The following is a 22,869-nucleotide window of genomic DNA, read 5'->3' on the forward strand; positions in this document are numbered from 1 at the left end:
GCCGGCCGGGCCAACGGCACGAGCAACCCGAGGAGAGCAATGAGCGGCAAGGGCGCGCCCCAGCTGAGTGTGAAGAACTGTCAGGACCTGCGGGTGGCCGTGATCGCCGCGCAGTGGCACCAGAAGGTCATGGACGGCCTGGTCGACGGTGCCCTGCGCGCCCTGCACGAGCTCGGCATCGACGAGCCGACGCTGCTGCGCGTCCCGGGCAGCTTTGAGCTCCCCGTCGTCGCCAAGGTGCTGGCCGGCCGGGGCTATGACGCGATCGTCGCCCTGGGCGTCGTCATCCGCGGCGGCACCCCGCACTTCGACTATGTGTGCCAGGGCGTGACCCAGGGACTGACCCAGGTCGGTGTCAGCACCGGAGTCCCCATCGGCTTCGGCGTTCTGACCTGCGACACCGAGGAACAGGCCGTGGACCGGGCCGGTCTGGAGGGCTCCACCGAGGACAAGGGGCACGAGGCGGTCTCCGCCGCCATCGCCACGGCGGTGATCCTGCGCTCGGTCTCGGAACCCTGGCACTGACCCCGAGGCCGACCCTGGGCGGCAGCGGCCTCCGGCCGCGGGCGTAGGGTGGGACCACCATGTCCAAGAAGACGTTCGAGGAGCTGTTCGACGAGCTCCAGCAGAAGGCCTCCGGCGACCCCGCCACCTCCCGTACCGCGGAACTGGTCGGCAAGGGGGTCCATGCCATCGGCAAGAAGGTCGTCGAGGAGGCCGCCGAAGTGTGGATGGCCGCCGAGTACGAGGGCGCCGAGGCCACCGCGGAGGAGATCTCCCAGCTCCTCTACCACCTTCAGGTGATGATGGTCGCCCGGGGCATCTCGCTGGACGACGTCTACGCCCACCTCTGATCCGCCCGTCCGCACCCCGCACCACAACCCCCAAGCACACAAGCACAAAGGAACCGACCTCATGCTGCGCATCGCCGTCCCCAACAAGGGTTCCCTCTCCGAGCCTGCGTCGGAGATGCTCCATGAGGCCGGTTACCGGCAGCGCAAGGACCGCCGGGAGCTGGTCCTGGTGGACGCCGCCAACGGCGTCGAATTCTTCTTCCTGCGCCCCCGCGACATCGCGGTGTACGTGGGCTCCGGCAAGCTCGACATCGGCATCACCGGCCGCGACCTGCTGCTCGACTCGGGCTCCCAGGCCGAGGAGATCATGCGGCTCGGCTTCGCCGGATCGACGTTCCGCTACGCCACCCGCCCCGGCACGGCCAAGGACGTCGGCGAGTTCGGCGGCATGACGATCGCCACCTCCTTCGCCGGCCTGGTCACCAAGCACCTGGCCGACAACGGTGTGGACGCCGAGGTGGTCCACCTGGACGGGGCCGTCGAGACCGCGATCCAGCTCGGCGTCGCCGAGATCATCGCCGATGTCGTCGAAACCGGCACCACCCTGCGCAACGCCGGCCTCGAGGTGATCGGCGAGCCGATCCTGGAGTCCGAGGCCATCGTCATCCGCCGCGCCGGAGCCCCGGCCGACGACCCCAAGGTGCGCCAGTTCCTCCGCCGGATGCAGGGCGTCCTGGTCGCCCGGCGCTACGTGATGATGGACTACGACATCCGCGCCGAGCAGGTGGAGCGCGCCGTCGCGCTCACCCCCGGACTGGAGTCGCCGACCGTCTCCCCGCTGCACCACGAGGGCTGGGTCGCGGTCCGCTCGATGGTCCCGGCCGAGGACGCCCAGCGCATCATGGACGAGCTCTACGACCTCGGTGCCCGCGCCATCCTGACCACCGGCATTCACGCCTGCCGCCTCTGACCCGCTTCCGGCCCGCCGACTCGCGAAAGAACGTAGGACGTGTCCAGCCTCCCCCCGCTGCCGGTCACCTTCCGCCCCATCCGCACCCGGGTGGTGCTGCTGGGCATCGGCGGCGCGCTGCTCGCCGTGCTCACTACGGTGTCCTTCCTGCAGAAGGCCTTCACCACCGGTGACCAGGTCACCTTCATCGGCGCCGGACTGCTGGGCCTCGGTGTTCTGACGCTGCTCAGCCGCCCCAAGGTGGTCGCCGCTCCGGAGGGCGTCACCGTCGTCAATCTGACGACGGTGCGGAGGCTGGAGTGGGCCCAGATCGTGCGGGTCAATCTGCGCCCCGGCGACTCCTGGGTGCACCTCGACCTCTCCGACGGCACCTCGCTGCCCGTCATGGGCATCCAGACCGGCTTCGCCAAGCAGCAGGCCATCGCCGCCGCCCGGGCGCTGAGCGCACTCGTCCAGGAGCATGGCACCGCCCGGTCCGCGACCTGAGGGCGGGCGCTCGCCCCCGTTCCGGATTCCTTGATTACTCTGTTGCCCACGGGCACCCACCCGCCCGGCCCCGCCGCACCATCCGCCGCGTCCCGCGCGGCCCCGCGGGGCACCTGCGAACCGAGGAGTGAATCCCTCCGGGATGGACGGATCGTCCGGTAGTACCTGCGCCGCCCCGCATCGTGAGGCGGCGTCATGAGCATCACCGTTTCTCTTCTGCTGCTTGCCGCGGCACTGCTCCTGATCCTCGCCAACGGCTTCTTCGTGGCCGCCGAGTTCGGCCTGGTGACCGTCGAGAGGCCGGAGGCCGAACGGGCCGCGGCGGACGGCGACCACCGCGCCCGGACCGTCGTCGAGGCCCTGCGCGAGCTCTCCTTCCAGCTCTCCGGCACCCAACTGGGCATCACCATCACCTCCTTGGTGGTCGGCATGCTCGCGGAGCCGGCCCTCGGCCGGCTGCTCACCGGCCCCTTCGGCGCGGCCGGACTGCCGGCCGGTGCCGCCCCCGGCGCGGCCGTGGTGACCGGCATGCTGCTGGCCTCGGCGGTGCAGATGGTCATCGGCGAGCTGGTGCCCAAGAACTGGGCGGTGTCCCGGCCCCTGCAGGTGGCGCGCTTCGTCGCCCGCCCGCAGAGCCTGTTCGCCCACCTCTTCCGCCCCGTGATCACCCTGCTCGACGCGGTCGCCAACCGGCTGGTGCGGGCCCTGGGCGTGGAACCCGCCGAGGAGCTGGCCTCGGCCCGCACCCCCGGCGAACTCGTCTCGCTCGCCCGGCACTCGGCGCGGGCCGGCGCCCTGGAACAGGACACCGCCGACCTGTTCGTACGGACCCTCTCGCTGGGGGAGCTGACCGCCCAGCATGTGATGACCCCCCGGGTGAAGGTCAGCGCCCTGCAGGCGGACGCGACCGCCGAGGACGTCCTCAACCTCACCCGGGCCACCGGCCTGTCGCGCTTCCCCGTCTACCACGAGCGGCTGGACGAGGTCGTCGGCATGGTCCACCTCAAGGACGCCCTGGCGGTACCCCGCCAGGAACGGCTGCGCACGCGCGTCGGGCGGATCGCGGTGCCGCCCATGCTCGTCCCCGAGACCCTGCCCGTGCAGCCGCTGCTGGAACAGCTGCGCAGCGAGCAGCCGATAGCCGTGGTCGTCGACGAATACGGGGGCACGGCCGGGGTGGTGACCCTGGAGGACATCGTCGAGGAGCTGGTTGGCGAGGTCCGCGATGAGCACGACCACGCGGACGCGGACCGCCCGGACCTGGCCCCGGTCTCCTGCGAGGACGGGCGCCTGGCGTGGGAAGCCGACGGCGGCTGCCGCGTCGACGCCCTGCTCCGCATCGGCCTGCAGGTTCCCGACGGCCCCTACGAGACCGTCGCCGGTCTCGTCGCCGGCCTGCTGGGGCGCATCCCGGTCTCCGGGGACGCCGCGGAACTGCCCGGCTGGCGGCTGTCGGTGCGCCAGGTCGGGCACCACCGGGCCGAACGGGTCCGGATCGTACGGACCGGTGGGGCCAAGGGGCAGGGAGAGGCCCGATGAGCGTGCTCCAGCTTCTCTTCGCCGCCCTGCTGGTACTGGCCAACGGCTTCTTTGTGGGCGCCGAGTTCGCGCTGGTGTCGGTGCGGCGCAGCCAGATCGAACCGCGCGCGGCCGCGGGCTCCAGCCGGGCCCGTACGGTGCTGACCGGGCTGGAGAACCTGCCGCAGATGATGGCGGCGGCCCAGTTCGGCATCACGATCTGCTCCCTGACGCTGGGGGCGGTCGCCGAACCGACCGTGGCCCGACTGCTGGAACCGCTGTTCCTCGCCGCACGGCTGCCCGAGGGGCTCATCCACCCACTGGGCTATGTGATCGCCCTGGCCCTGGTGATCTTCCTGCACCTGGTCATCGGGGAGATGGTCCCGAAGAACCTGGCCATGTCCGCCCCCGACCGGGCGGCGCTGTGGCTGGGGCCCGGGCTGGTCGCCTTCGCACGGCTGTGCCACCCGGTGACCCGGCTGCTGGGCGCGTGTGCCCATGGAGTGCTGCGGCTGTTCCGGGTCGAGCCCAAGGACGAGGTCGAGGCGGTGTTCACCAGCGAGCAGCTCACCCATCTGGTGGAGGACTCCCGGCAGGCCGGACTGCTGGCACCGGCCGAGCAGGAACGCCTGGAGGACGCGCTGGAGCTGGGCAGCCGCCCGGTCACGGACGTGCTGCTGGACCCGGCGGCACTGGTGACGGTCGAGCCGTCGGTCACCCCCCGGCAGGTCGAGGAGCTGACCGTACGGACGGGCTTCTCCCGCTTCCCGGTGTGCGCTCCCGGCGGTGCCTTCATGGGCTACCTGCATGTGAAGGACGTCCTGGACCTGGAGGACCGGGACCGGGCCGTGCCCCAGCGGATCTGGCGGCGGGTGGAGACCCTGCGGGCCGAGCTGCCGCTCGATGACGCCCTGACGGTGATGCGGCGGGCGGCCGCGCATCTGGCGGCGGTCACCGATGCGTCGGGGCGGGTGCTGGGGCTGGTCGCGCTGGAGGATGTGTTGGAGATGCTGGTCGGGGAGGTGCGGGATCCGGCGCACCGGGGGGCCGGAGCGGTGCTGTCCCCGCTCCCCGGGCGGGTGTCGGACCCCCGGGTTCCGCGGGAGGAGGGCGCGCTGGCCGCGGGGTGAGGCCCCGTTTCTTCCGGGGGCTGCGCCCCCGGACCCCCGCAATGCGGCTTCGCCGCACCACGCGGCGGAGCCGCACATCGGACTCAGCCTCAAACGCCGGACGGGCTGAATGGCGCGCCCGGGCACGGCATTCAGCCCGTCGGCGGGTCCTGGGCGTCGCGCAGCTTCGGCCTGCGGCCCGACAGAACCTCGCCGTATGCCTGCATCAGGTCCGGCAGCCGCAGGGTGGCGAGGTCGTCACGGCCGGGCGTGCCCGGGTAGCCCGACAGCCGCAGATCCCGGTAGGCGCAGCTCTTCTCGTAGAGGGTGCGCAGGAAGCGGCCGTTGCCCAGCTCGTCGATCCAGCCCTGGTCGACCACATGGCCGCTGATGCTGCGCAGCTCCTCGAGCGCCTCCTCGTCCCAGGTGTCGTCGTTCTCCGCGGCCAGCACCTCGCCGATGGCGGTGAGTTCGAGCGGGCGGTAGCTGGGGAAGTCCACCCGGCTGGTGAAGCGGGAGCCCAGGCCCGGGTTGGCGGCGAGGAGGCGGTCCATGCCCTCGGGGTAGCCGGCCAGGATCACCACCAGCCGGTCCCGGTTGTCCTCGGCGCGTTTGAGCAGCACCTGCAGTGCCTCGTCGCCGTATGCGTCGCCCTTGCTGTAGCCGGCATTGGACAGGCTGTACGCCTCGTCGACGAAGAGCACCCCGCCGAGCGCGGAGTCGATCAGCTCGTTCGCCTTGACCGCCGTCTGCCCCAGGAACTCGCCCACCAGGTCGGCCCGCTGGGCCTCGATCAGATGGTCGCCGCCGAGCAGGCCCAGGGCGTAGAAGACGCGTCCCAGGATCCGGGCGACCGTGGTCTTTCCGGTGCCCGAGGGGCCGGAGAAGACGAAGTGCCGTTTGGGCGGCTGGACCGGCAGGCCCTGACCGGCCCGCAGCCGGGCCATGTGCAGCTGCGCGGACAGCGCCCGCACCTGCCGTTTGACCGGCTCCAGGCCGACCATGCGCTCCAGCTCGGCGAGCGCCTTCGCCAGCAGCACCGGGTCGGAGGGGCCGGGCGGCGGCTGGGGGACGGGCTGGGCCGGGACGCGGATCTTCTCCCGGACGTTGTCGGCCAGACCGGGGGCGGGGCCGATGAGTTCGGTGCCGGTAAGGACGTCCGAGGGCTGCGTCTCCTGGTCGCCCGCCGGCTGGGTGCCCTCCTGGCCCGGGCCGGCGAGGGCCGGCAGGGTCAGGTCCGGGTGGTCGTCCAGGCCGTCCCCGTCCGCGATGGCGGTCAGCCGCGCCGAGGTGTCCATGAAGGTGGGGTCGACGCGGTGCACGGCGCGGTAGAGGGGGAGGGCGGCGGCGCTGCGCCCGGTGCCCTCGTGGGCGCGGGCCAGCCAGTAGCGCAGCTCCTTGCGCTGCGGCTGCTCGCTGCGGCAGCGCATCAGCGCGGTGGCCAGCAGCGGCTCGGCCTGCCCGTACATCTCCAGCCGCACCCGGGCCATGCCGCCGAACAGCCCCGCCTCGATGCCGAGCAGGGTGTCGTCCAGTAAGGGGTCGGTGTGCCGGACGAGTTGTTCCCAGTCCTTGACCAGGTAGGCGCGGCAGGCGTGCAGAAAGCGCACCTGTGGGTCGGTCTCGATGGGCGGGCAGTCGGCGAGTGCCCGGTCCAGTTCGGGCACATGACGGCCGTCGAGCCAGTGCGAGGCATGGGCGAGCAGCAGATCGCGGCGGCTCTCCAGCACCGGCTGTACCCACCAGCCAAGCCAGTACCAGGAGTTCAGGGGCCGCCGGTGGCGGGTGCGCTGCTGGCCGAAGCGATCGCGGTGCCGGTGCATGCGCAGCAGGGCGGTGGAGGTCTCGGCGCGCAGCGCGTGCAGGCCGAGCCAGGCGTCGGCCATCCCCGGGTCGACTCGCACCGCCGTCCGGAACTCCTCCTCGGCCTGCGCATAGGCGCCCATGGTGTAGGCGTCCACGGCGCGCAGCCAGGCGAGGTCAGCCGGGGCGGGCGGGCCCTGAGTGCCGAAGTCCATCACATCCCCCACAAACCTGCCCCGTAGCGTGCCGCCGGGCGAGTGCCCGGCCGCTCCTTTCCGAACCGCTCTTCTGTGGACGGGAGTTGATCAGAGCGCAGTCGACGCCCCCGGCGGGGTGCGCCGCCTCGCATCGTACCTGCGCAATCGGCGTCGGCCGTAGGGTGCCGTACCGCTGTTCGCGGCTCCACGGCGATACCGGGCGCCTCGGAAAGCGCCCCGCAGAGTGGTCACTGTGGGTGACCCGGGGCGGGGCCGGCGCGGAGCAAAGCTCATAAAGCGCCCGGCCGGGACAGTACGAGGCCCCCGGTCACGGGGGAACAACCGGGGGCCTCGCGTCTGGACAAGCGGCCTTTGCCGACCGCTCATTCAGAACGTAAGTCCTGTAAGCCCCCGGGGTCAAGCGGAGTTGGGGCGCTCGACGGCGATCGTTCGGGCGCCGGACGCCGCCGTCCGGTACACCGGCTACGGAGCGTAGGGATAAGGGGTGTTCAGGCCGTCCCATGAGGCCCGGGCAGCAACTTGTATCCCCCGGGGCACTGTTGCACCAGGATTGCGGCATGCGGACGTGAGGGATCCGTTGTGAAGTGGTCGCGTTCCGCTCGCTTCCAGCCGTTCCAGAAATCGGTCTGCCCGGGGCCGTCGCGGAGTTGACCCCTTTCCCAGGAGCGCTCATGGGGCAACTCCATCCACATCAGGCACGCAAGGTGGGGTCGTAGCGCCCGGCGCCCGGCGCCCACGCCCTCCAGAAGGACCACGGGAGCCGCCGCCAGCCGGCGTTCCTCCCCGAACCGGCGGGCCGCCCAGTCGTAGGCCCGGTAGTGAGCCGCCCGGCCCCCGGAGAGCGGGGCCAGGATCCACTCGCTCACCCGGCCGGTCCACTCAAACAACTCCTCGTGCGTGGCGAGGTCGTCGAGATGCAGCACGGGCGCGCCGCCCAGCGCCCCGGCCAGCCGCTCGCCGAAGGTGGTCTTGCCGGATCCGGCATGCCCGTCCACGGCCACCAGCCGTACGGGCCCCACGGAGGGGGAGAGCGTCGGCAGCCACCGGGCGAGGGCGTCCAGGGCACCGGTGCCGGGAGGGTACGGGGGGAACGGTTCACTCACCGGGCCACCTTAGGCGGCCTCCGGCGGACGCGCCGCGCTGCACATCACTGGCGTGCGGAGTGCCGGACCGGGGATAGTGGTCCGGCCGGACCGAGCTGCCCGTTGTTGTTCCCTGATCCGTTCACCGTGCTGCCGACCGAGGGATCCACGCCATGTCCAGCACTCCCCGCCGCACCGTGCTCGCCTCCGCTCTCGCGGTGGCCGCCGCCGCCCCGGTCTCCCGGGCGTCCGCCGCCTTCGCGGTCGGCGGCCGCCCCGCACCGCCCCACGGCTCCGTCGACTACCACGCCTGGACCACCCTCGCCGACTGGCGGAGCGGCACCGCGAGCGGGACCCGGGCCCTCGCGGGCCGGCGCCCCGGGCTGGCCATCGGCCGTCCCGTCGGCACCTTCGAGTACACCGACCCGCACACCCGCACCACCTCCTCGTGGGAGTACGCCACCTGGGTGTCACCGGTGCGCACCCTGCCCGCCCCGGCGACCGAGGTCATCGCCTCCTGGAACGCCCGCACCCCGGCCGGGACCTGGCTCCAGGTGGAGGTGCGCGGCACCTACACCGACCACACCCGCACCCCGTGGTACGTCCTCGGCCGCTGGACGTCCGGTGACGCGGACGGCGACATCCGGCGCACCTCCGTCGACGGGCAGGGCGACAAGAAGAGCAGCGTCTCCACGGACACCCTCGCCGTCGACCCCGCGAGCGGGCTGCGGCTGGCCTCGTACGCGCTGCGGCTCAGCCTCTTCCGCAGACCCGGCACCCGGCTCACCCCGTTGGTCCGGCGGCTGGGCGCGATGGGCTCCGACATCCCCGACCGCTTCACCGTGCCCGCCTCGCGGCCGGGGGAGGGGGCGGGGTGCCGACTGGTGGTGCCGCGGTACTCCCAGGAGATCCACAAGGGCCAGTACCCGCAGTACGACAACGGCGGTGAGGCGTGGTGCAGTCCGACCTCCTCGCAGATGGCCGTCGAGTACTGGGGCCGCCGCCCCACCGCGGCGGACCTCGCCTGGGTCGACCCCTCGTACGCCGACCCCCAGGTCTGTCACGCGGCCCGCTTCACCTATGACCACCAGTACCGGGGCTGCGGCAACTGGCCCTTCAACGCCGCGTACGCCGCCACCTACCACGATCTGCAGGGCGTGGTCACCCGGCTCCGTTCGCTGGGCGACGCCGAGCGGCTCATCCGGGCCGGGATCCCCGTGATCACCTCCCAGTCCTTCCTGGCCTCGGAGCTCGACGGGGCGGGCTATGGCACGGCGGGGCACCTGATGTGCGTGGTCGGCTTCACCGGGAGCGGGGACGTGATCGTCAACGACCCGGCGAGCGCGTCGGATGCAGTGGTCCAACGCGTGTACAAAAGGCGACAGTTCGAAAATATCTGGCTGAGGACCAAGCGTCATGATGCGCAGGGCCGGGTCAGGAGCGGCTCGGGCGGGGTGTGTTACCTCTACTTCCCCGTCGACCTCTCGCCGGTACGACAGCGCGCCCTGCGGAGGTTGGGAATCCGCTGAGCGGACGGAACCTGACCGCGGCCGGCCACGGGAATGCGGTCAGGCGTTCCTCGATTGTCATGTTCCCTTATCGAAAAGGGCATTGAGTTCTGCTCGGGCAGACCCTAGAGTCCGCACTGCCATGTCAACCACTGGTTGAAGTAGTGAGGTCGGGGCGTTGACGGCACCGTCAAATCTGTCGCGCAGATATTGATTTGGTCACGGTGACAACATCGCACGGATGTATGTATAAGCTGTGGCCCCGCACCGAGGTTGACGAGGACCCGTCACTCGGTAGAGGCGGCTCGTCCGGTAATTGCCCCGCGAATAAAGCGCATTGGGGCACATGCCCATGTCGAAAAGCCGGGCCGTCGGCCCGGCGGTCCGTCGTCCTCACCATGGTGCGCATCGATCACCTGCTCGTCCGGACGGCTTTCCAGGCTGCTCAGGCGGGGCGAACCACCCTGTACTTCGCACCATTTGGACCGTTCGGCAGCCGACAGTGAGGCAGGAAGGGGCGCGCGGTATGGAGCGTCGAAGATTTGGCCTGGGGGCCAGACGCGCACGGTCGCCCGAACCCGCCGAGGTGACCCTGGACCGGCATCCGGCCCGCGGCGACCTCCCGTTGCGCGCGGCGATGGAGGATGCCGGGATGGGCCGCTGGGAGGGCCTGCGCGACCTGCTGGCCTCCACCGGCCGGGACTGGGACCGGCGGATCTTCCGGCTGCAGGTGCTCGCCCGGGCCGGTGCGAACCTGCGCTTCGCCGAGACCTGGGCCCGGGCCGAACCGGGGTCCGCCGACGCACTGGCGCTGATGGCCCATGTGCAGGCGGTGCGCTCCATGATCGCCGGACGGGCCGACGGCCGGGAGCTGATGGAGGAGGCATGGCGCAGCTGTGTGGCCGCCGCCGAGGCGGAGCCCGCGGACCCCTCGCCCTGGGTCGTGCTGCTCGCCCTGCTGCGCGTCCACGCCCCCAACCGGCAGCTGCTGCAGCAGGTCTGGGAGGAGGTGACGGCCCGCGATCCCTACAACCGGGAGGCCCACCACGAGGTGCTGACCTACCTCTTCGACCGGAACCACGGCACCGGCGGGGAGATGTTCCACTGGGCGCAGGAACGGGCCGAGACGGCTCCGCGCGGCCTGCCGCTCGCGGTGCTCCCCCTGGTGGCGCTCGCCGAGTCGCACCGGCACCGGATGGAGACCGACGGGGGAATCTACGGCCTGACCATCCACCCCTGGAATGAATGCCCCCATATCGACCGGGTGTTGGACGGCTGGTGGCGGTTCCGCCCCCCGCGGCCGCACGCCCAGTTCGCGGACGACGCCAACTACCTTGCCCACGCCCTTGGTTTCGCCGGACGGCACGCCGAGGCGCACGAGGTGTTCACGGCGATCGGCCCCTACGCCCTCGATGCGCCCTGGTCCTACTGCGGAGAACCGCGCGAGCTGTTCCTGCGGCACCGCACCTGGGCGGCGCGCGCCGTCGCGTCCAACCCGCCCCGGCCCGGCTGAACCCGCTCCGGCCCGGGCCGGCCCCGCCTTGTCCACCTGTCCTGCCCCCGTCCCCCTCAGCGGACCTTTGATCAAGGAAGAGGATTCCGTGCCACTCGATGTCCCCGGCGTCTCCGACGAGGAACGCCTCGCCCAGCTCGGCTACCGGCAGACCCTGGCCCGCAGCATGAGCGGGTTCGCCAACTTCGCGGTCTCGTTCACGATCATTTCGGTTCTGTCCGGTTGCATGACGATGTACAAGTACGGGATGACCACCGGCGGCCCCGCCATGATCTCCTGGGGGTGGATCGGGGTCGGCCTGATGACCCTGTTCGTGGGCCTGGCCATGGCCGAGGTCTGCTCCTCCTACCCGACCAGTGCCGGGCTGTACTTCTGGGCCCACAAGATGGCCCCGGAGCGCAGCCGGGCGGCCTGGGCCTGGTTCACCGGCTGGTTCAACGTCCTCGGCCAGATCGCGGTGACCGCCGGCGTCGACTTCGGCGCCGCCTCCTTCCTCAATGCCTACCTCGACCTGCAATTCGACTTCTCGGCCACCCCCGGCCACACCATCACCCTGTTCGGCATCATCCTGCTGCTGCACGCCGCGCTGAACACCTTCGGCGTGCGGATCGTCGCCGTGCTCAACAGCGTCAGCGTGTGGTGGCACGTCGTCGGCGTGCTGGTCATCGTCGGCGCCCTGGCGATCGTGCCCGACCACCACCAGTCGGCTTCCTTTGTCTTCACCAAGTTCGTCAACCAGTCCGGCTGGCACTCCGGGTTCTATGTCGGCCTGCTGTCGCTGCTCATGGCCCAGTACACGTTCACCGGCTATGACGCCTCCGCGCATATGACCGAGGAGACCAACGACGCCTCCACCGCCGGCCCCCGGGGCATCGTCCGTTCCATCTGGACGTCCTGGATCGCCGGCTTCGTCCTGCTGATCGGCATGACCTTCGCCATCCAGAACTACGGCGGCTCGGTCGACTCGGACACCGGCGTGCCCCCGGCCCAGATCCTGCTCGACGCGCTCGGCGTGGCCGGCGGCAAGGCCCTGCTCCTGGTGATCATCGGTGCCCAGCTGTTCTGCGGCATGGCGTCCGTCACCGCCAACTCCCGGATGATCTACGCCTTTTCCCGGGACGGAGCGCTGCCGTTCTCCCGCGTCTGGCACCAGATCAACCCGGGCACCCGCACCCCCACCAACGCGGTGTGGCTCGCGGCCGGCGGAGCGTTCGTCCTCGGTCTGCCCTACCTGATCAATGACACCGCCTATGCGGCCGTCACCAGCATCGCCACCATCGGCCTCTATATCGCCTATGTCATCCCCACCTTCCTGCGGCTGCGCCTCGGCGAGCGGTTCGAGCGCGGGCCCTGGCACCTGGGCCGCTGGTCCAAGGTGATCGGGGTCATCGCGGTGAGCTGGGTGGTGATCATCACCGTGCTGTTCATGCTGCCGCAGGTCTCCCCGGTCACCATGGAGAACTTCAACTACGCGCCCGTCGCGGTGGCGGTGGTGCTCGGCTTCGCCGGTCTGTGGTGGCTGGTCTCCGCCCGCAGGTGGTTCCTCAATCCCAACCACCCCAAGAACGCCCCCGTGCACGAGGGCGGCGCGGTCGGCCGGCCCGATCCGCTCCGTTCGTAGGTCTCGCGGCCTCCCTCCGTCATGCGGACGGGGGAGCAGTCCAGCGCCTGACGCCACGACAGGGACCGCACTCCCGGAGTGCGGTCCCTGTCGTGCGTCCGCGCGCCGGGGCGAACCGGGACGCGCCCCTTGCGCGGAAGACGGCCCTCCATGATCATTTCCTGTAGTCACCAACGATCGGATGACAGAGACGCATCTCACGTGGGCAAGCGGTTTTGAACTTCCTTGAATGGCACACCTGCTGGAGGCGGGGGTGATCGGCGGCCCTATGCGGACGACCGGTATCCACTTCCTTCTATCATTCGAACGAACGATCAGTAGCCTCTGCTCGGACCCCTCAACACCCCCTGAGATGAGCTGGAGAGACAGCGTGACGGAGCGTCCCGGCTGGGCCCCCCAGGGCATCGATCTGTCCGCGCCCAGCGTGTCCCGCATCTACGACTACTACCTGGGTGGCTCGCACCACACCGAAGCCGACCGAACGGCCGGGCGGCGGGCCGTCGAGGCGTTTCCGGAGCTGCCGGGGATCATGCGGGCCAACCGCGCCTTCCTGCGCCGCGCCGTACGCTTCGCCGTGGACCAAGGGGTCACCCAGTTCCTCGACATCGGCTCCGGCATCCCCGCCGCGGGCAATGTCCACGAGGTGGCCCAGGACGCCGACCCGCACGCCCGGGTCGTCTATGTGGACCACGACCCGGTCGCCGTCGAGCGCAGCCGGGCCGTCCTCGTCGGCGACGACCGCGCGGCCGTCCTGGCCGCCGACCTCCGCTCGCCGCGGGACATCCTGCACAGCCGGCCGGCCCGCGAGCTCCTCGACCTGGACCGGCCCGTCGCCCTGCTGCTCGTCGCCGTCCTGCACTTCCTCCGGGAACAGGACCGACCCCACCGCGCCGTGGCCGAGTTGCGGGACGCCCTCGCCCCCGGCAGTCTCCTCGTCCTCACCCATGCGACCCCCGGCGAGCAGCCGCTGGACCTCTACCGCGACATCGGCTCCCCGCTGTGCCCCCGCTCCCGGCCGGAGGTGGCCCGGTTCTTCGACGGCTTCACCATGGTCGCCCCGGGCCTGGTGCCCATCCCGGACTGGCGGCCGGGCGCGGACAGTCCGGACGGGTCCGGCGCCGGCTTCGCCGGTGTGGCCGGTGTGGGACGCAAGCCGTGACCAGCAGGCCGGACGGACGAACCCGGTACGGGACGGCCGCCCCGCTCCCGCGCCCGCACGGGAGCGAGCACCGGGCCGCATCCGACGACGAGCGGATCCGGCACTTCGCCGCGCTCTGGGGCCGGGCGCTGCACCCCGCCACCACAACCCCCCTGACCCGCGCCGAATTCGAGCACCACCTGGCACCCCTCGCCGGACGTCTCCGCGACGCGCTGCACTCCCGGCCCTTCGACCCGCGGCCCGCCGCCGAGGTGGGCGCCGCCCTGGTCCGCGGCCACTGCACCGACCCCGACGCCCTGCCGCTGATCCTCGGCGTCATCGACACCTACCTGGTGCTCCACTGCCCCTCCGACGGCACCCTGACCGCCGACGAGAGCCGCGGCCGCTGCACCCGGCTCCAGCACACCCTCGCCGCGGGCTTCGCCCACGCCCTGCGGGACCGCACCCTCGCCGAACAAGAGGCCGTCTCCCGGGCCGCGCTGGCCACCCAGGCCCGCACCGAGCAGGCCCTGCACACCAGCGAGGCCCGGTTCCGTGCCGTGTTCGAAGGAGCCGCCATCGGAGTCGGCATCGCCGACGTCGACGGCCACATCACCGATGTCAATGACGCGCTCATCCGGATGTTCGGCCACCTCGACAACCCGGTGGCCGGCCGCAACGTCGGAGAACTGGTGCACCCCGACGACTCACCCGAGGTCTGGGGCCTGTACGCCGAACTGGTCCGCGGCGACCGCGACCACTACCGGGTGGAGAAGCCCTACCACCGCGGCGACGGCAGCGTCCTGTGGACCGACCTGACCGTCTCCCTGCTGCGGGACGCGTCCGGCCGCCCCCAGTACCAGATCGCGCTCATGCAGGACATCACCGAGCGCCGGCTGCTGCACGAGCGGCTGCGCCACCAGGCCACCCACGACGACCTGACCGGGCTCCCCAACCGCGCCCTGTTCTTCGAACGCCTCGACCGGGCCCTCGAACCCCGCACCGGCGACGCCCACTTCGGCCTGTGCTACCTCGACCTGGACGACTTCAAGGCGGTCAACGACAGCCTCGGCCACACCGTCGGCGACCAGCTGCTGGTCGCCGTCGCCGAACGGCTGCGGGCCTGCGCCACCGGCCCCCGGGAGCTCGTCGCCCGCCTCGGCGGCGACGAGTTCGTGGCCCTCATCACCGGCCCCACCGCACAGCGCGAGGTCACCGCCCTCGCCCGCCGGATGCTCACCGCCCTCGCCGACCCCGTCCACCTCGACGGCCGCCAGCTGTCCGTACGGGCCAGCATCGGCATCGTCGGCGGACCGGCCGGCGAACTCGGCGCGGCCGAGGTGCTGCGCAGCGCCGACATCACCATGTACCGCGCCAAGGCGGCGGGCGGCAACCGCTATGAACTGGCCGACGCCGACAGCGACGCCCGCGCCATCGTCCGCCATGACCTCACCAACTGCCTGCCCGGCGCCCTGGAGAACGGCGAGTTCTTCATCGAGTACCAGCCACTGGTCCGGCTCTCCGACGGCACCGTGCGCGGAGCCGAGGCGCTCGTCCGCTGGCTGCACCCGGTGCACGGCGTCCTCGGCCCCGACCAGTTCATCCCGCTCGCCGAGAGCACCGGCCTGATCGTGCCGCTCGGCCGCTGGGTGCTGGAGGAGGCCGCCCGGCAGGCCCGCGCCTGGCGCACCGAGGGCACCTGCCGCGTTCCCCTGCGGGTCAACGTCAACCTCTCGCCCGCACAGCTCCGTTACCCCTCCCTGGTCGACGACATCGTCGCCGTCCTGGACAACGCCGGCCTGGACCCCTCGGCGCTGTGCCTGGAGGTCACCGAGAACGCCCTCATCGGCGCCGACGAGGAGGAGCTGCGCCCACTGCGCCAACTCGCCGACCTGGGCGTGGACATCGCCCTCGACGACTTCGGCACCGGCTACTCCAACCTCTCCTATCTGCGCCGGCTGCCCGTCAGCACCCTCAAGCTCGACCGCTCCTTCACCCGCGGTATGCAGTGCGCGCCCGCCGACCCCGTCGATGTGAAGATCGTCGAAGGCATTGTCTCGCTCGCCCACACGCTCGACCTGTCGGTGACGGTGGAGGGCGTGGAGACCGGCACCCAGGCCGACCACCTGCGGATACTGGGCTGTGAAACGGCACAGGGCTGGTACTACGCCCGTCCCGGACCGCCCGAGCGCCTGCACACGCTGTCGCTCGCCGACGCATCCTGAGGGCCGGGCCGCGGGGCCGCTCAGCCCAGCCGCCGGGCCTCCTCGTCGGTCAGCAGCCGCGAGCGGATCAGGAAGCGCACCCCCTCCGGGGCCTCCAGGGAGAACCCGCTGCCACGCCCCGGCACGACGTCCACCGTGAGGTGGGTGTGCCGCCAGAGCTCGAACTGGTCGGCCGACATCCAGAACCCGACCGTCTCCGGCATCCCGTCCACGGCTAGTTCGGCGAGCAGGACATCGGAGCCACCGGTACGGAACTCGCCCCGCGGGTAGCACATGGGCGAGCTGCCGTCGCAGCAGCCGCCGGACTGGTGGAACATCAACGGGCCGTGTCTGCCGCGCAGTTCGCGGATCAGCTCGGCCGCCTGCTGGGTGAGGGCGATGCGGGACACTGCTCCGCTCATGGACGGCTCCCGGGATCCGTCGGGGGTACGGACTTCAGGGTGAAGCCGGGCGTCCGAGCCGGGCAAGTGCCTATCCGGGCAAGCCGGGCGGCCTGCCGGCGGGCCGGTCAGGAGGGCTTGACGGTGATGGCGCCATTGCTGGTGGACAGGTCGATCCGGTGATCCCCGGACGGGTCGTCGGCGATGCCGATGTTCTTGTTCGCGTTGCTGGTGTCCGCGGACACCTGGTACCGGCCGGCCGGTACCGTGACGCCGATCGCGCCGTTGGAGGTCTTCGCCCGGATGTCCTGGGCCTTGGCCGGGCTGAGGCTGATCTCGCCATTGGTGGTCTCGGCCTTGATGCCGGTGCCCGTCAGCCCGCGTCCCTTGACCCGCCCGTTGGTGGTGCGCACCTCCACCGCCCCGCTGACGCCGTCCAGGTCGATGGCGCCATTGGTGGTACGCACCTTGACCGCTCCCACCTTGGACAAGGTGATCGCGCCATTGGAGGTGGAGCCGGTCACCGGGATCCCGGCCGGTACGTTGAGCGAGTAGCTCACCCAGCAGTGGTTGCCGCAGCCGCCGAGCACCAGGACGCCGTTCTCGACGCGATGGGTCGGTCCTTCCGGCCGGTCGCCCTTGTAATTGACCGTACGGTTGAGGGACACCCTGGTGGGGCCGTCCATGCCGCGCAGGGTGACCGCGCCGCCGTTGCCGTCCAGCCGCACGGAGGTGATCTTCTGCGACACCGTGGCGTCGTCCTCGAAGCTCTTGTCGGACGACAGGGCATCGCACGCGGTCAGTGTGCCGAGGGTGATCCCGGCCAACGCGACGGCCCCCAGGAAGCGCGGCTGCTTGCGCATGAATGTTCTCCAGATGTACGGAAGTCACTGGTCCCGGCCCTTGGGACGCTGCCACGCTATGGCAGCTGCCTGGGCACGACCATGGGGTAAACCCCCGGCTTCCGCGGTATCTGATGTCACCCTCCGGCCTCATATGCCCGGAGTCGTGACGCGGACGTCAGGCGCGGCCGGCACCGGTGAGATACGCGGACACCACCACATTGGCGGTGTACTGGTGCTGGTCGCGGTTGTAGTCGCCGCCGCAGGTGATCAAGCGCAGCTCGGCGCGGTTGGTGTCCTGCGGCCCGTAGACCTTGTCGTCGTCGAAGTGGTCGTTGGCGACGACCGAGACGTTGTCGACGGTGAACTCCGCGGTGGAGCCGTCCGAACGGGAGACGCTGATCTTCTCGCCCCGTTTGACATTGCTCAGCTCGTAGAAGACGGCCGGGCCGGTGGTGGTGTCCACATGGCCGACGAGGACGGCCGCGCCGGAGCTTCCGGGCTGCGGGCCGTCCTGGTACCAGGAGACGGCGTTGGCCCGCTCGTACGGGGGCGCCTCGGGGCCGCCCTGCGCATCGAGGCCATGGCCTTCGATGGGGGCCTGCAGGCCCATGGCCTTGATGGCCAGCGCCTGGGGGCCGGCCCCCGGCAACGGATCGTGTGCCGGGGGCAGGCCGTGCGCAGGAGAGCGGTCCTGGGACGCGACATCACCGGTCTTCGGAGCCCTGGCTATGGGCTCCTCGGCGATGTCATGGCCCCGTAGCCACAGGGCCAGCAGCAATGCCACCCAGGCCACTCCTGTCAGCAGGCGGCCGTAACCACCTGTGCGCGGTTCTGACATGATGCCGCTTCGCTTCCCGTCAGCGCTTGGCCGCGTTGGCGCGGCGGCGGGACCAGATCAGCCCACCGGCGATACCCGCCGTGGCACCTGCGAGCAGGATCGCGGCGGTGTCGGGGGACGAGGACTCCGCCGCGGCCAGCTGCGCGGTGGCGCCACCGCCCGCGTGGGCGTGACCGTGCGGTCTGCCGTGCTCGTGGCGGTCGTCCCGCCCGTGGTCACGGCCGTGCTCGCGGCCCTCGTCGTGGTCACGGCCGTGCTCACGACCTTCGTCGTGGTCACGCCCGTGCTCGCGGCCCTCGTCGTGGTCACGGCCGTGCTCACGACCCTCGTCGTGGTCACGCCCGTGGTCCTCGCGGCCTTCGTCACGGCCCTCGCGGTGGTCGCCGCGGTCCTCGCGACCCTCGTCACGGCCGTTGTCACGGCCCTCGCGGTCGCAGTCGCGACCCTCGTGGTCCTCGCGGCCTTCGCGATGGTCGCGCCCTTCGTCACGGTCACAGTCCTCGCGGTCGCCGTGCTTGGCGACGATCCGGCTCTCGGACTTGACGGTGCCTGCGGCCGGAGCCGAGTTGAGGGCGTAGGCGGCCGGAGCCGCGCAGACGGCCACGGCCGTCAGAGTGCCGCATACAGCGGTACGGATTGACTTCATTGGTGTACCTCCTTGATCCGAGGTTCACCCGGGAATCCGAAGGGAGCATCCGGAGGGTAGTCGTATTGCTCCATTCGGTAATCAAGCTGAGCCGTACGGATGGGGTCCGGGTCAACTTCTCGGTCGTCGACGGCCGAGTTCATTGACCGTCCCGCCCCCGGCGGCGTATATGCGCTCGGCGCCCGCGGTGCGGCGCGTGGTGGTCAGGGCAAGGAGGACGATGGCCAGGCCGCAGGCGGTGATGATCCAGTACGCCGGTTCCACCGCCCGGGCAAACCCCGTACCGGGGCGGTGCAGCCCGGTGGTGAGCACCGCGCCGAGCACCGCAACGCCCAGCGCCTGGCCGAACTGGCGGCTGGTGGAGACGATCGCCGCGGCCACCCCCGCCTGCTCCTTGGGCATGCCGGACATGGCGGCGTTGGTGACGGGCGTGTTGGCCAACCCCACACCGATGCCGATGAGGAGGTATGCGGCGAAGAGCGGCGCCTCGGTGGTGAGCGCGCCGCGGACGGCGAGCAGCGCACCGCCCACCATCGGGCCCACAGCCATCGCCACGCCCATCACCGCCCCCCACACGCCGATCGCCCGGGCGCGCTCGCGCGGCTCGTCGAAGGTGTTGGTGATGATGGACATGGCCACCGGGTTGAGCATCGAGGCACCCACTGCCTGGACGACACGGAAGGCGATGAGCCACGGCAGACCGGGCGCCAGTCCGCACAGCAGCGATCCGAGGGTGAACAGGCCCAGGCCGGTCTGTGGGACGCTGTGGCCCGCGGCGTCGTCGCTCATCTGCGCACCGCGATCGTCGTGCATCCGGGTGCCCTGGACATCCATGAGGTCGTCGGCGAACTCACCGATCGCAGCGCCGAGTTCGCCGCCCTGTGGCAGCGCCACGAGGTACGGGCACGCACCGACGGGCGCAAGGTGTACCGCCACCCGACGGCGGGACGGATGACGCTGACCTATGAGGCGTTCGAAGTGGCCCGCAGCGACGGTCAGCGGTTGGTCGTCTACCAGGCACCGCCGGATACCGCCGACCATGAAGCGCTGCTGTCCCTGTCGGCCGGGCCGAGTGGCCGGGATGCCGGGCTTGATCCGGTCGACGGGTAGTACTCTGTAGTACATGGAAGCCACGGCCAGGGAGTTCAACCAGAACTCCTCTCGGATTCTCGCTGCCGCAGAACGCGGTGAAACGATCACGGTCACCAAGAACGGCCGCCCCGTCGCCGTGCTGCGCCCCTACCGGGGGCCCGAGACCCCTCCCTACCCGACCGGCCCCATGGACGACATCGAGATTCCCCAGCTTGACCTGGGCGGCGACCTCACCGACGACGAGATCGACGAGATCCTCGGGGGGATGGGATCGTGAACCGGGTCGCCATCGCGGACACCAACGCGTTCTTCCGGCTCCTCGACCCGAAAGCCACCGGTCACGCCGACCACAAAGCGGCTTTTTCGTCCATCAGCCACCTGATCGTCTGCCCCCTGGTGCTGGCGGAACTCGACTACCTGATCACCGCGCGATCAGGCGCGCGGCAGGCCTTGGCGGCAGCCCGGTTCATCGAGGCCAACACGGCGACGCGCCGCTTCGAGGTGCCGGACGTGCGGCCGCATCTCAGTGCTGCGATCGCGGTGGCGGAAGGTTACAAGGACGCCGACGGCGGCAAGGGTATCGGACTGACCGATGCCATGAACGTCGCCCTCGCCGCCGCCTACGGCTCGGACTTGATGTTCACCACGGACAAGCACTTCCGCATGGTGCGTCCACTGACCGGGCACACCGCGTTTCGTCTCCTGCCCGACGATCTGTAGACCGGGTCTGCCGTGATGCTCGTTCGACGTGCGCACGGTTTCCTGGCGTGACGCCTCGCCCAGGTCGCAACGTTCGCTCCGGGAAGCCGACTTGGGGCTCGACCACGGCGGTGTGCGCGATCGCATTGTTGGCTAGGGTGGCAAGCGGAAACCGATCCTCGGACACGACGGGGGCTCGTTGGTGGGGGAGTTGGTGCCGGCAGAAGCCGAACGCCTCCGCTCGGCCGGAGCGGGCCTGGAAGCCGGCCCGGCCCGGTTCGCGCTTGATGTGTTGACGGGCCGCACCCTCACCCCGCCTCGGGAAGCCAAGATCCGGAACACCAACTGCCGATCACGGCAAGCCACCGCAGGTCGACCGGACTCGGCGGACGTATGACCGACCGGCCGGCGCCCGCGGTGCTGCCCCCGTCGCTGCGCGCGCGGCTCGGGCTGATCGCGGCGCTCGCCACGCTGCTGGTCGTCGTGCTCGGGGTCCTGTACACCGGCCACGACAAGCCCGGCAGGGTGGACATATGGCTCCAGCCGGCGGTGGACGGTGTGCGGCCGCCGTGGCGGTCCGTCGCTCTGGCCCTGGACTTCTGGGGGGAGCCCACCGGAGCGGCGGCGCTGGTCGTGGTCACCGTGACGGGCTGCCTGCTGCTTCGGCGTCCTCGCGCGGCGGTGCTCACCGTCGTCGGCGTCGGTCTGACCGTGGGGACGACGACGGTGCTCAAGCACCTGGCGGGACGCACCATCCACCACGGATACCTGTCCTACCCGAGCGGGCACACCGCCTTCGCCACCGCGCTCGCCCTCGTGGTGGCGCTGCTCGCGACCGGCCGGCTCGGCCTCGGCAGGACGGCCGGCACGTTGCTCGTGCTCGCCGCGGCGCTGGTTGCCGGCGCCGCCATGGGCTGGGCGCAGGTCGCCCTGGACGCGCACTACCCGACCGACGTCCTCGGCGGCTGGTGCACCGCGCTGGCGGTGATACCGGCGACCGCGTGGCTGGTCGACCGGACGGCCGACGCCGGATGGCGGGAAAGGCGCTGACGTCACGTCATGCCAAGCGGCGGAACACGGGTTTCACAGGCCGCCCGGCCAGCCAGGGGGCGGGGTCGGCGGCGTCCAGTGCCTTCCGGTATACCGCACATGCCTGGGCCACCACCTCGACGGTGCGGTCGATGTCGGCGTCGCCGAGCGCGCTGCTCACCACGAACGACGGGGCCAGCACCCCGCCCGCGAGGAGTCGGCGCAGGAACAGGGTGCGGTACGGCTGCGACGGCTGCCGGTTCTCGTCGAGGGTGGCGAAGACCAGGTTGCTGGCCCGGCCCCGGACGACGACGTGGTCACCGACGCCTATGCTCGCCGCGGCGTCGCGGACACCGGCGGCCAACCGCTCGCCGAGCGCGTGCAGTTGAGCGGTGATGCCCTCCTCGGCGTAGGTGGTCTGCACGGCCATCGCGGCGGCCAGCGAGTGCGTTTCGGCACCGTGCGTGGTGGACAGCAGGAACACCCGGTCGCCGGAGTGACGCAGCCCGCCCCGCTCCATCAGGTCGCGGCGCCCGGCCAGCGCGGAGACGGCGAACCCGTTGCCCAGCGCCTTGCCGAACGTGGAGAGGTCGGGGACGACGCCGTACAGGCCCTGGGCGCCCGCCTCGGACCAGCGGAAGCCGGTGATCATCTCATCGAAGATCAGTACGCAGCCGTGCCGGTCGGCCAGCTCGCGCAGGCCGGCGAGGTACCCGGGCGGAGGCTCGGTGTGGCCGGCGGGTTCGAGGATCAGGCAGGCGATTTCGTCCTGGTGGCGGGTGAGCAGCTCCTCCGTGGCGGCCAGGTCCCCGTAGGGGAACGCCACGGTGAGCTCGGTGATCGCCTCCGGGATGCCGGCGGACATCGGCGTGGTGCCGATGAACCAGTCGTCGACGGAGAAGAACGGATGGTCGGCGCAGATGGCCACCCGCGGGCGCCCGGTGACGGCGCGGGCGAGTCGCACCGCGGCGGTGGTGACGTCGGAGCCGTTCTTCGCGAACTTCACCATCTCGGCGGTCGGCACCGTGGCCAGGAAACGTTCCGCGGCCTCGACCTCCACGATGGACGGCCGCACGAAGTTGCTGCCGCGGTCGAGTTCCCGCCGCACCGCCTCGAGCACGCGGGGGTGGGCGTGGCCGAGGCTGACCGACCGCAGGCCGGAGCCGTACTCGACATAGCGGTTGCCGTCGATGTCCCACACGTGGGCACCGTGGCCGTGGCTGATGACCGGGGCCAGGTTCTCGGGGTACTGGTCGTCGCCCTTGGCGTAGGTGTGCGCGCCGCCGGGGATCATGGCGTGCAGCCGCTCGTTCGCCGCCCGGGACCGGGGCAGCAGGAACTCTTCGGTGTCCACG

Annotated in this window: 22 protein-coding genes and 1 pseudogene; 15 read left to right on the top strand and 8 right to left on the bottom strand. The window is 71.2% G+C overall.

Annotation, left to right across the window (positions count from 1 at the left end):
* Positions 1 to 39: 39 nt before the first annotated feature.
* The 6 genes from ribH to ABCR83_RS16515 all read left to right on the top strand — a co-directional run bounded on the left by ribH (position 40) and on the right by ABCR83_RS16515 (position 4,898).
* On the top strand, positions 40 to 525 hold the full coding sequence (gene ribH / locus ABCR83_RS16490; protein WP_462695771.1) for a 6,7-dimethyl-8-ribityllumazine synthase: 486 nt from the start codon (positions 40 to 42) through the stop codon (positions 523 to 525).
* Between the two features lie 59 nt (positions 526 to 584).
* Positions 585 to 854 (top strand): phosphoribosyl-ATP diphosphatase, encoded by a 270-nt coding sequence (locus tag ABCR83_RS16495; RefSeq protein ID WP_462695772.1) that lies wholly within the window; start codon positions 585 to 587, stop codon positions 852 to 854.
* 61 nt (positions 855 to 915) lie between these two features.
* Positions 916 to 1,764, top strand: a complete 849-nt coding sequence (hisG, locus tag ABCR83_RS16500; protein WP_462695773.1) for an ATP phosphoribosyltransferase — start codon at positions 916 to 918, stop codon at positions 1,762 to 1,764.
* Between the two features lie 39 nt (positions 1,765 to 1,803).
* Positions 1,804 to 2,250: a PH domain-containing protein gene (locus tag ABCR83_RS16505; protein WP_462695774.1), complete on the top strand. Its 447-nt coding sequence runs from the start codon at positions 1,804 to 1,806 to the stop codon at positions 2,248 to 2,250.
* Between the two features lie 201 nt (positions 2,251 to 2,451).
* Positions 2,452 to 3,789 carry a hemolysin family protein gene (locus tag ABCR83_RS16510; RefSeq protein ID WP_462695834.1) on the top strand — a complete coding sequence of 446 codons (1,338 nt, stop codon included), beginning with the start codon at positions 2,452 to 2,454 and terminating at the stop codon, positions 3,787 to 3,789.
* Positions 3,786 to 4,898 (top strand): hemolysin family protein, encoded by a 1,113-nt coding sequence (locus ABCR83_RS16515; protein ID WP_462695775.1) that lies wholly within the window; start codon positions 3,786 to 3,788, stop codon positions 4,896 to 4,898. Before ABCR83_RS16510 ends, ABCR83_RS16515 begins: the two co-directional genes overlap by 4 nt.
* Before the next feature lie 131 nt (positions 4,899 to 5,029).
* Here ABCR83_RS16515 and ABCR83_RS16520 read toward each other — a convergent pair whose 3' ends face one another.
* Both ABCR83_RS16520 and ABCR83_RS16525 read right to left on the bottom strand, forming a co-directional pair.
* Complete coding sequence (locus ABCR83_RS16520; protein WP_462695776.1) at positions 5,030 to 6,895, bottom strand: AAA family ATPase; 1,866 nt, start codon at positions 6,893 to 6,895, stop codon at positions 5,030 to 5,032.
* Between the two features lie 491 nt (positions 6,896 to 7,386).
* A complete protein-coding gene (locus ABCR83_RS16525) occupies positions 7,387 to 8,001 on the bottom strand; it encodes a uridine kinase family protein (protein WP_462695777.1) in 615 nt (204 codons plus the stop codon).
* Between the two features lie 152 nt (positions 8,002 to 8,153).
* Here ABCR83_RS16525 and ABCR83_RS16530 point away from each other — a divergent pair, with 152 nt between their 5' ends.
* From ABCR83_RS16530 to ABCR83_RS16550, 5 genes are all read left to right on the top strand, one after another.
* Complete coding sequence (locus ABCR83_RS16530) at positions 8,154 to 9,509, top strand: peptidase C39 family protein (protein ID WP_462695778.1); 1,356 nt, start codon at positions 8,154 to 8,156, stop codon at positions 9,507 to 9,509.
* Positions 9,510 to 10,014: 505 nt separating this feature from the next.
* On the top strand, positions 10,015 to 11,001 hold the full coding sequence (locus ABCR83_RS16535; protein WP_462695779.1) for a hypothetical protein: 987 nt from the start codon (positions 10,015 to 10,017) through the stop codon (positions 10,999 to 11,001).
* 88 nt (positions 11,002 to 11,089) lie between these two features.
* Positions 11,090 to 12,622: an amino acid permease gene (locus ABCR83_RS16540; RefSeq protein WP_462695780.1), complete on the top strand. Its 1,533-nt coding sequence runs from the start codon at positions 11,090 to 11,092 to the stop codon at positions 12,620 to 12,622.
* Positions 12,623 to 12,992: 370 nt separating this feature from the next.
* A complete protein-coding gene (locus ABCR83_RS16545; protein ID WP_462695781.1) occupies positions 12,993 to 13,781 on the top strand; it encodes an SAM-dependent methyltransferase in 789 nt (262 codons plus the stop codon).
* The gene (locus ABCR83_RS16550; protein WP_462695782.1) at positions 13,778 to 15,985 is read left to right on the top strand and encodes a putative bifunctional diguanylate cyclase/phosphodiesterase; all 2,208 of its coding nucleotides are present in this window, start codon (positions 13,778 to 13,780) and stop codon (positions 15,983 to 15,985) included. Before ABCR83_RS16545 ends, ABCR83_RS16550 begins: the two co-directional genes overlap by 4 nt.
* A 20-nt stretch (positions 15,986 to 16,005) precedes the next feature.
* On the opposite strand, the gene ABCR83_RS16555 is transcribed toward ABCR83_RS16550, so the two are convergent.
* From ABCR83_RS16555 to ABCR83_RS16575, 5 genes and pseudogenes are all read right to left on the bottom strand, one after another.
* Complete coding sequence (locus ABCR83_RS16555) at positions 16,006 to 16,386, bottom strand: DUF779 domain-containing protein (protein WP_462695783.1); 381 nt, start codon at positions 16,384 to 16,386, stop codon at positions 16,006 to 16,008.
* 107 nt (positions 16,387 to 16,493) lie between these two features.
* Positions 16,494 to 17,228, bottom strand: a complete 735-nt coding sequence (locus ABCR83_RS16560) for a DUF4097 family beta strand repeat-containing protein (RefSeq protein ID WP_462695784.1) — start codon at positions 17,226 to 17,228, stop codon at positions 16,494 to 16,496.
* 157 nt (positions 17,229 to 17,385) lie between these two features.
* Entirely contained in the window at positions 17,386 to 18,048 is a 663-nt protein-coding gene (locus tag ABCR83_RS16565) for a class F sortase (RefSeq protein ID WP_462695785.1), read from the bottom strand.
* Between the two features lie 19 nt (positions 18,049 to 18,067).
* A complete protein-coding gene (locus ABCR83_RS16570; RefSeq protein ID WP_462695786.1) occupies positions 18,068 to 18,694 on the bottom strand; it encodes a hypothetical protein in 627 nt (208 codons plus the stop codon).
* Positions 18,695 to 19,207: 513 nt separating this feature from the next.
* A pseudogene (locus ABCR83_RS16575) lies at positions 19,208 to 19,447 on the bottom strand (MFS transporter); the annotation flags it as partial.
* Between the two features lie 12 nt (positions 19,448 to 19,459).
* On the opposite strand from ABCR83_RS16575, the gene ABCR83_RS16580 reads away from it, so the two are divergent.
* From ABCR83_RS16580 to ABCR83_RS16595, 4 genes are all read left to right on the top strand, one after another.
* Positions 19,460 to 19,804, top strand: a complete 345-nt coding sequence (locus ABCR83_RS16580) for an MmyB family transcriptional regulator (RefSeq protein ID WP_462695787.1) — start codon at positions 19,460 to 19,462, stop codon at positions 19,802 to 19,804.
* 13 nt (positions 19,805 to 19,817) lie between these two features.
* Positions 19,818 to 20,063 carry a type II toxin-antitoxin system Phd/YefM family antitoxin gene (locus ABCR83_RS16585; protein WP_462695788.1) on the top strand — a complete coding sequence of 82 codons (246 nt, stop codon included), beginning with the start codon at positions 19,818 to 19,820 and terminating at the stop codon, positions 20,061 to 20,063.
* Positions 20,060 to 20,506: a PIN domain-containing protein gene (locus ABCR83_RS16590; protein WP_462695789.1), complete on the top strand. Its 447-nt coding sequence runs from the start codon at positions 20,060 to 20,062 to the stop codon at positions 20,504 to 20,506. Before ABCR83_RS16585 ends, ABCR83_RS16590 begins: the two co-directional genes overlap by 4 nt.
* Before the next feature lie 372 nt (positions 20,507 to 20,878).
* Complete coding sequence (locus ABCR83_RS16595; protein WP_462695790.1) at positions 20,879 to 21,535, top strand: phosphatase PAP2 family protein; 657 nt, start codon at positions 20,879 to 20,881, stop codon at positions 21,533 to 21,535.
* A gap of 7 nt (positions 21,536 to 21,542) precedes the next feature.
* Here ABCR83_RS16595 and ABCR83_RS16600 read toward each other — a convergent pair whose 3' ends face one another.
* Positions 21,543 to 22,868 carry a glutamate-1-semialdehyde 2,1-aminomutase gene (locus ABCR83_RS16600; RefSeq protein ID WP_462695791.1) on the bottom strand — a complete coding sequence of 442 codons (1,326 nt, stop codon included), beginning with the start codon at positions 22,866 to 22,868 and terminating at the stop codon, positions 21,543 to 21,545.
* Between the last annotated feature and the right edge of the window lies 1 nt (position 22,869).

It is taken from the genome of Streptomyces xingningensis (genome assembly GCF_054957865.1).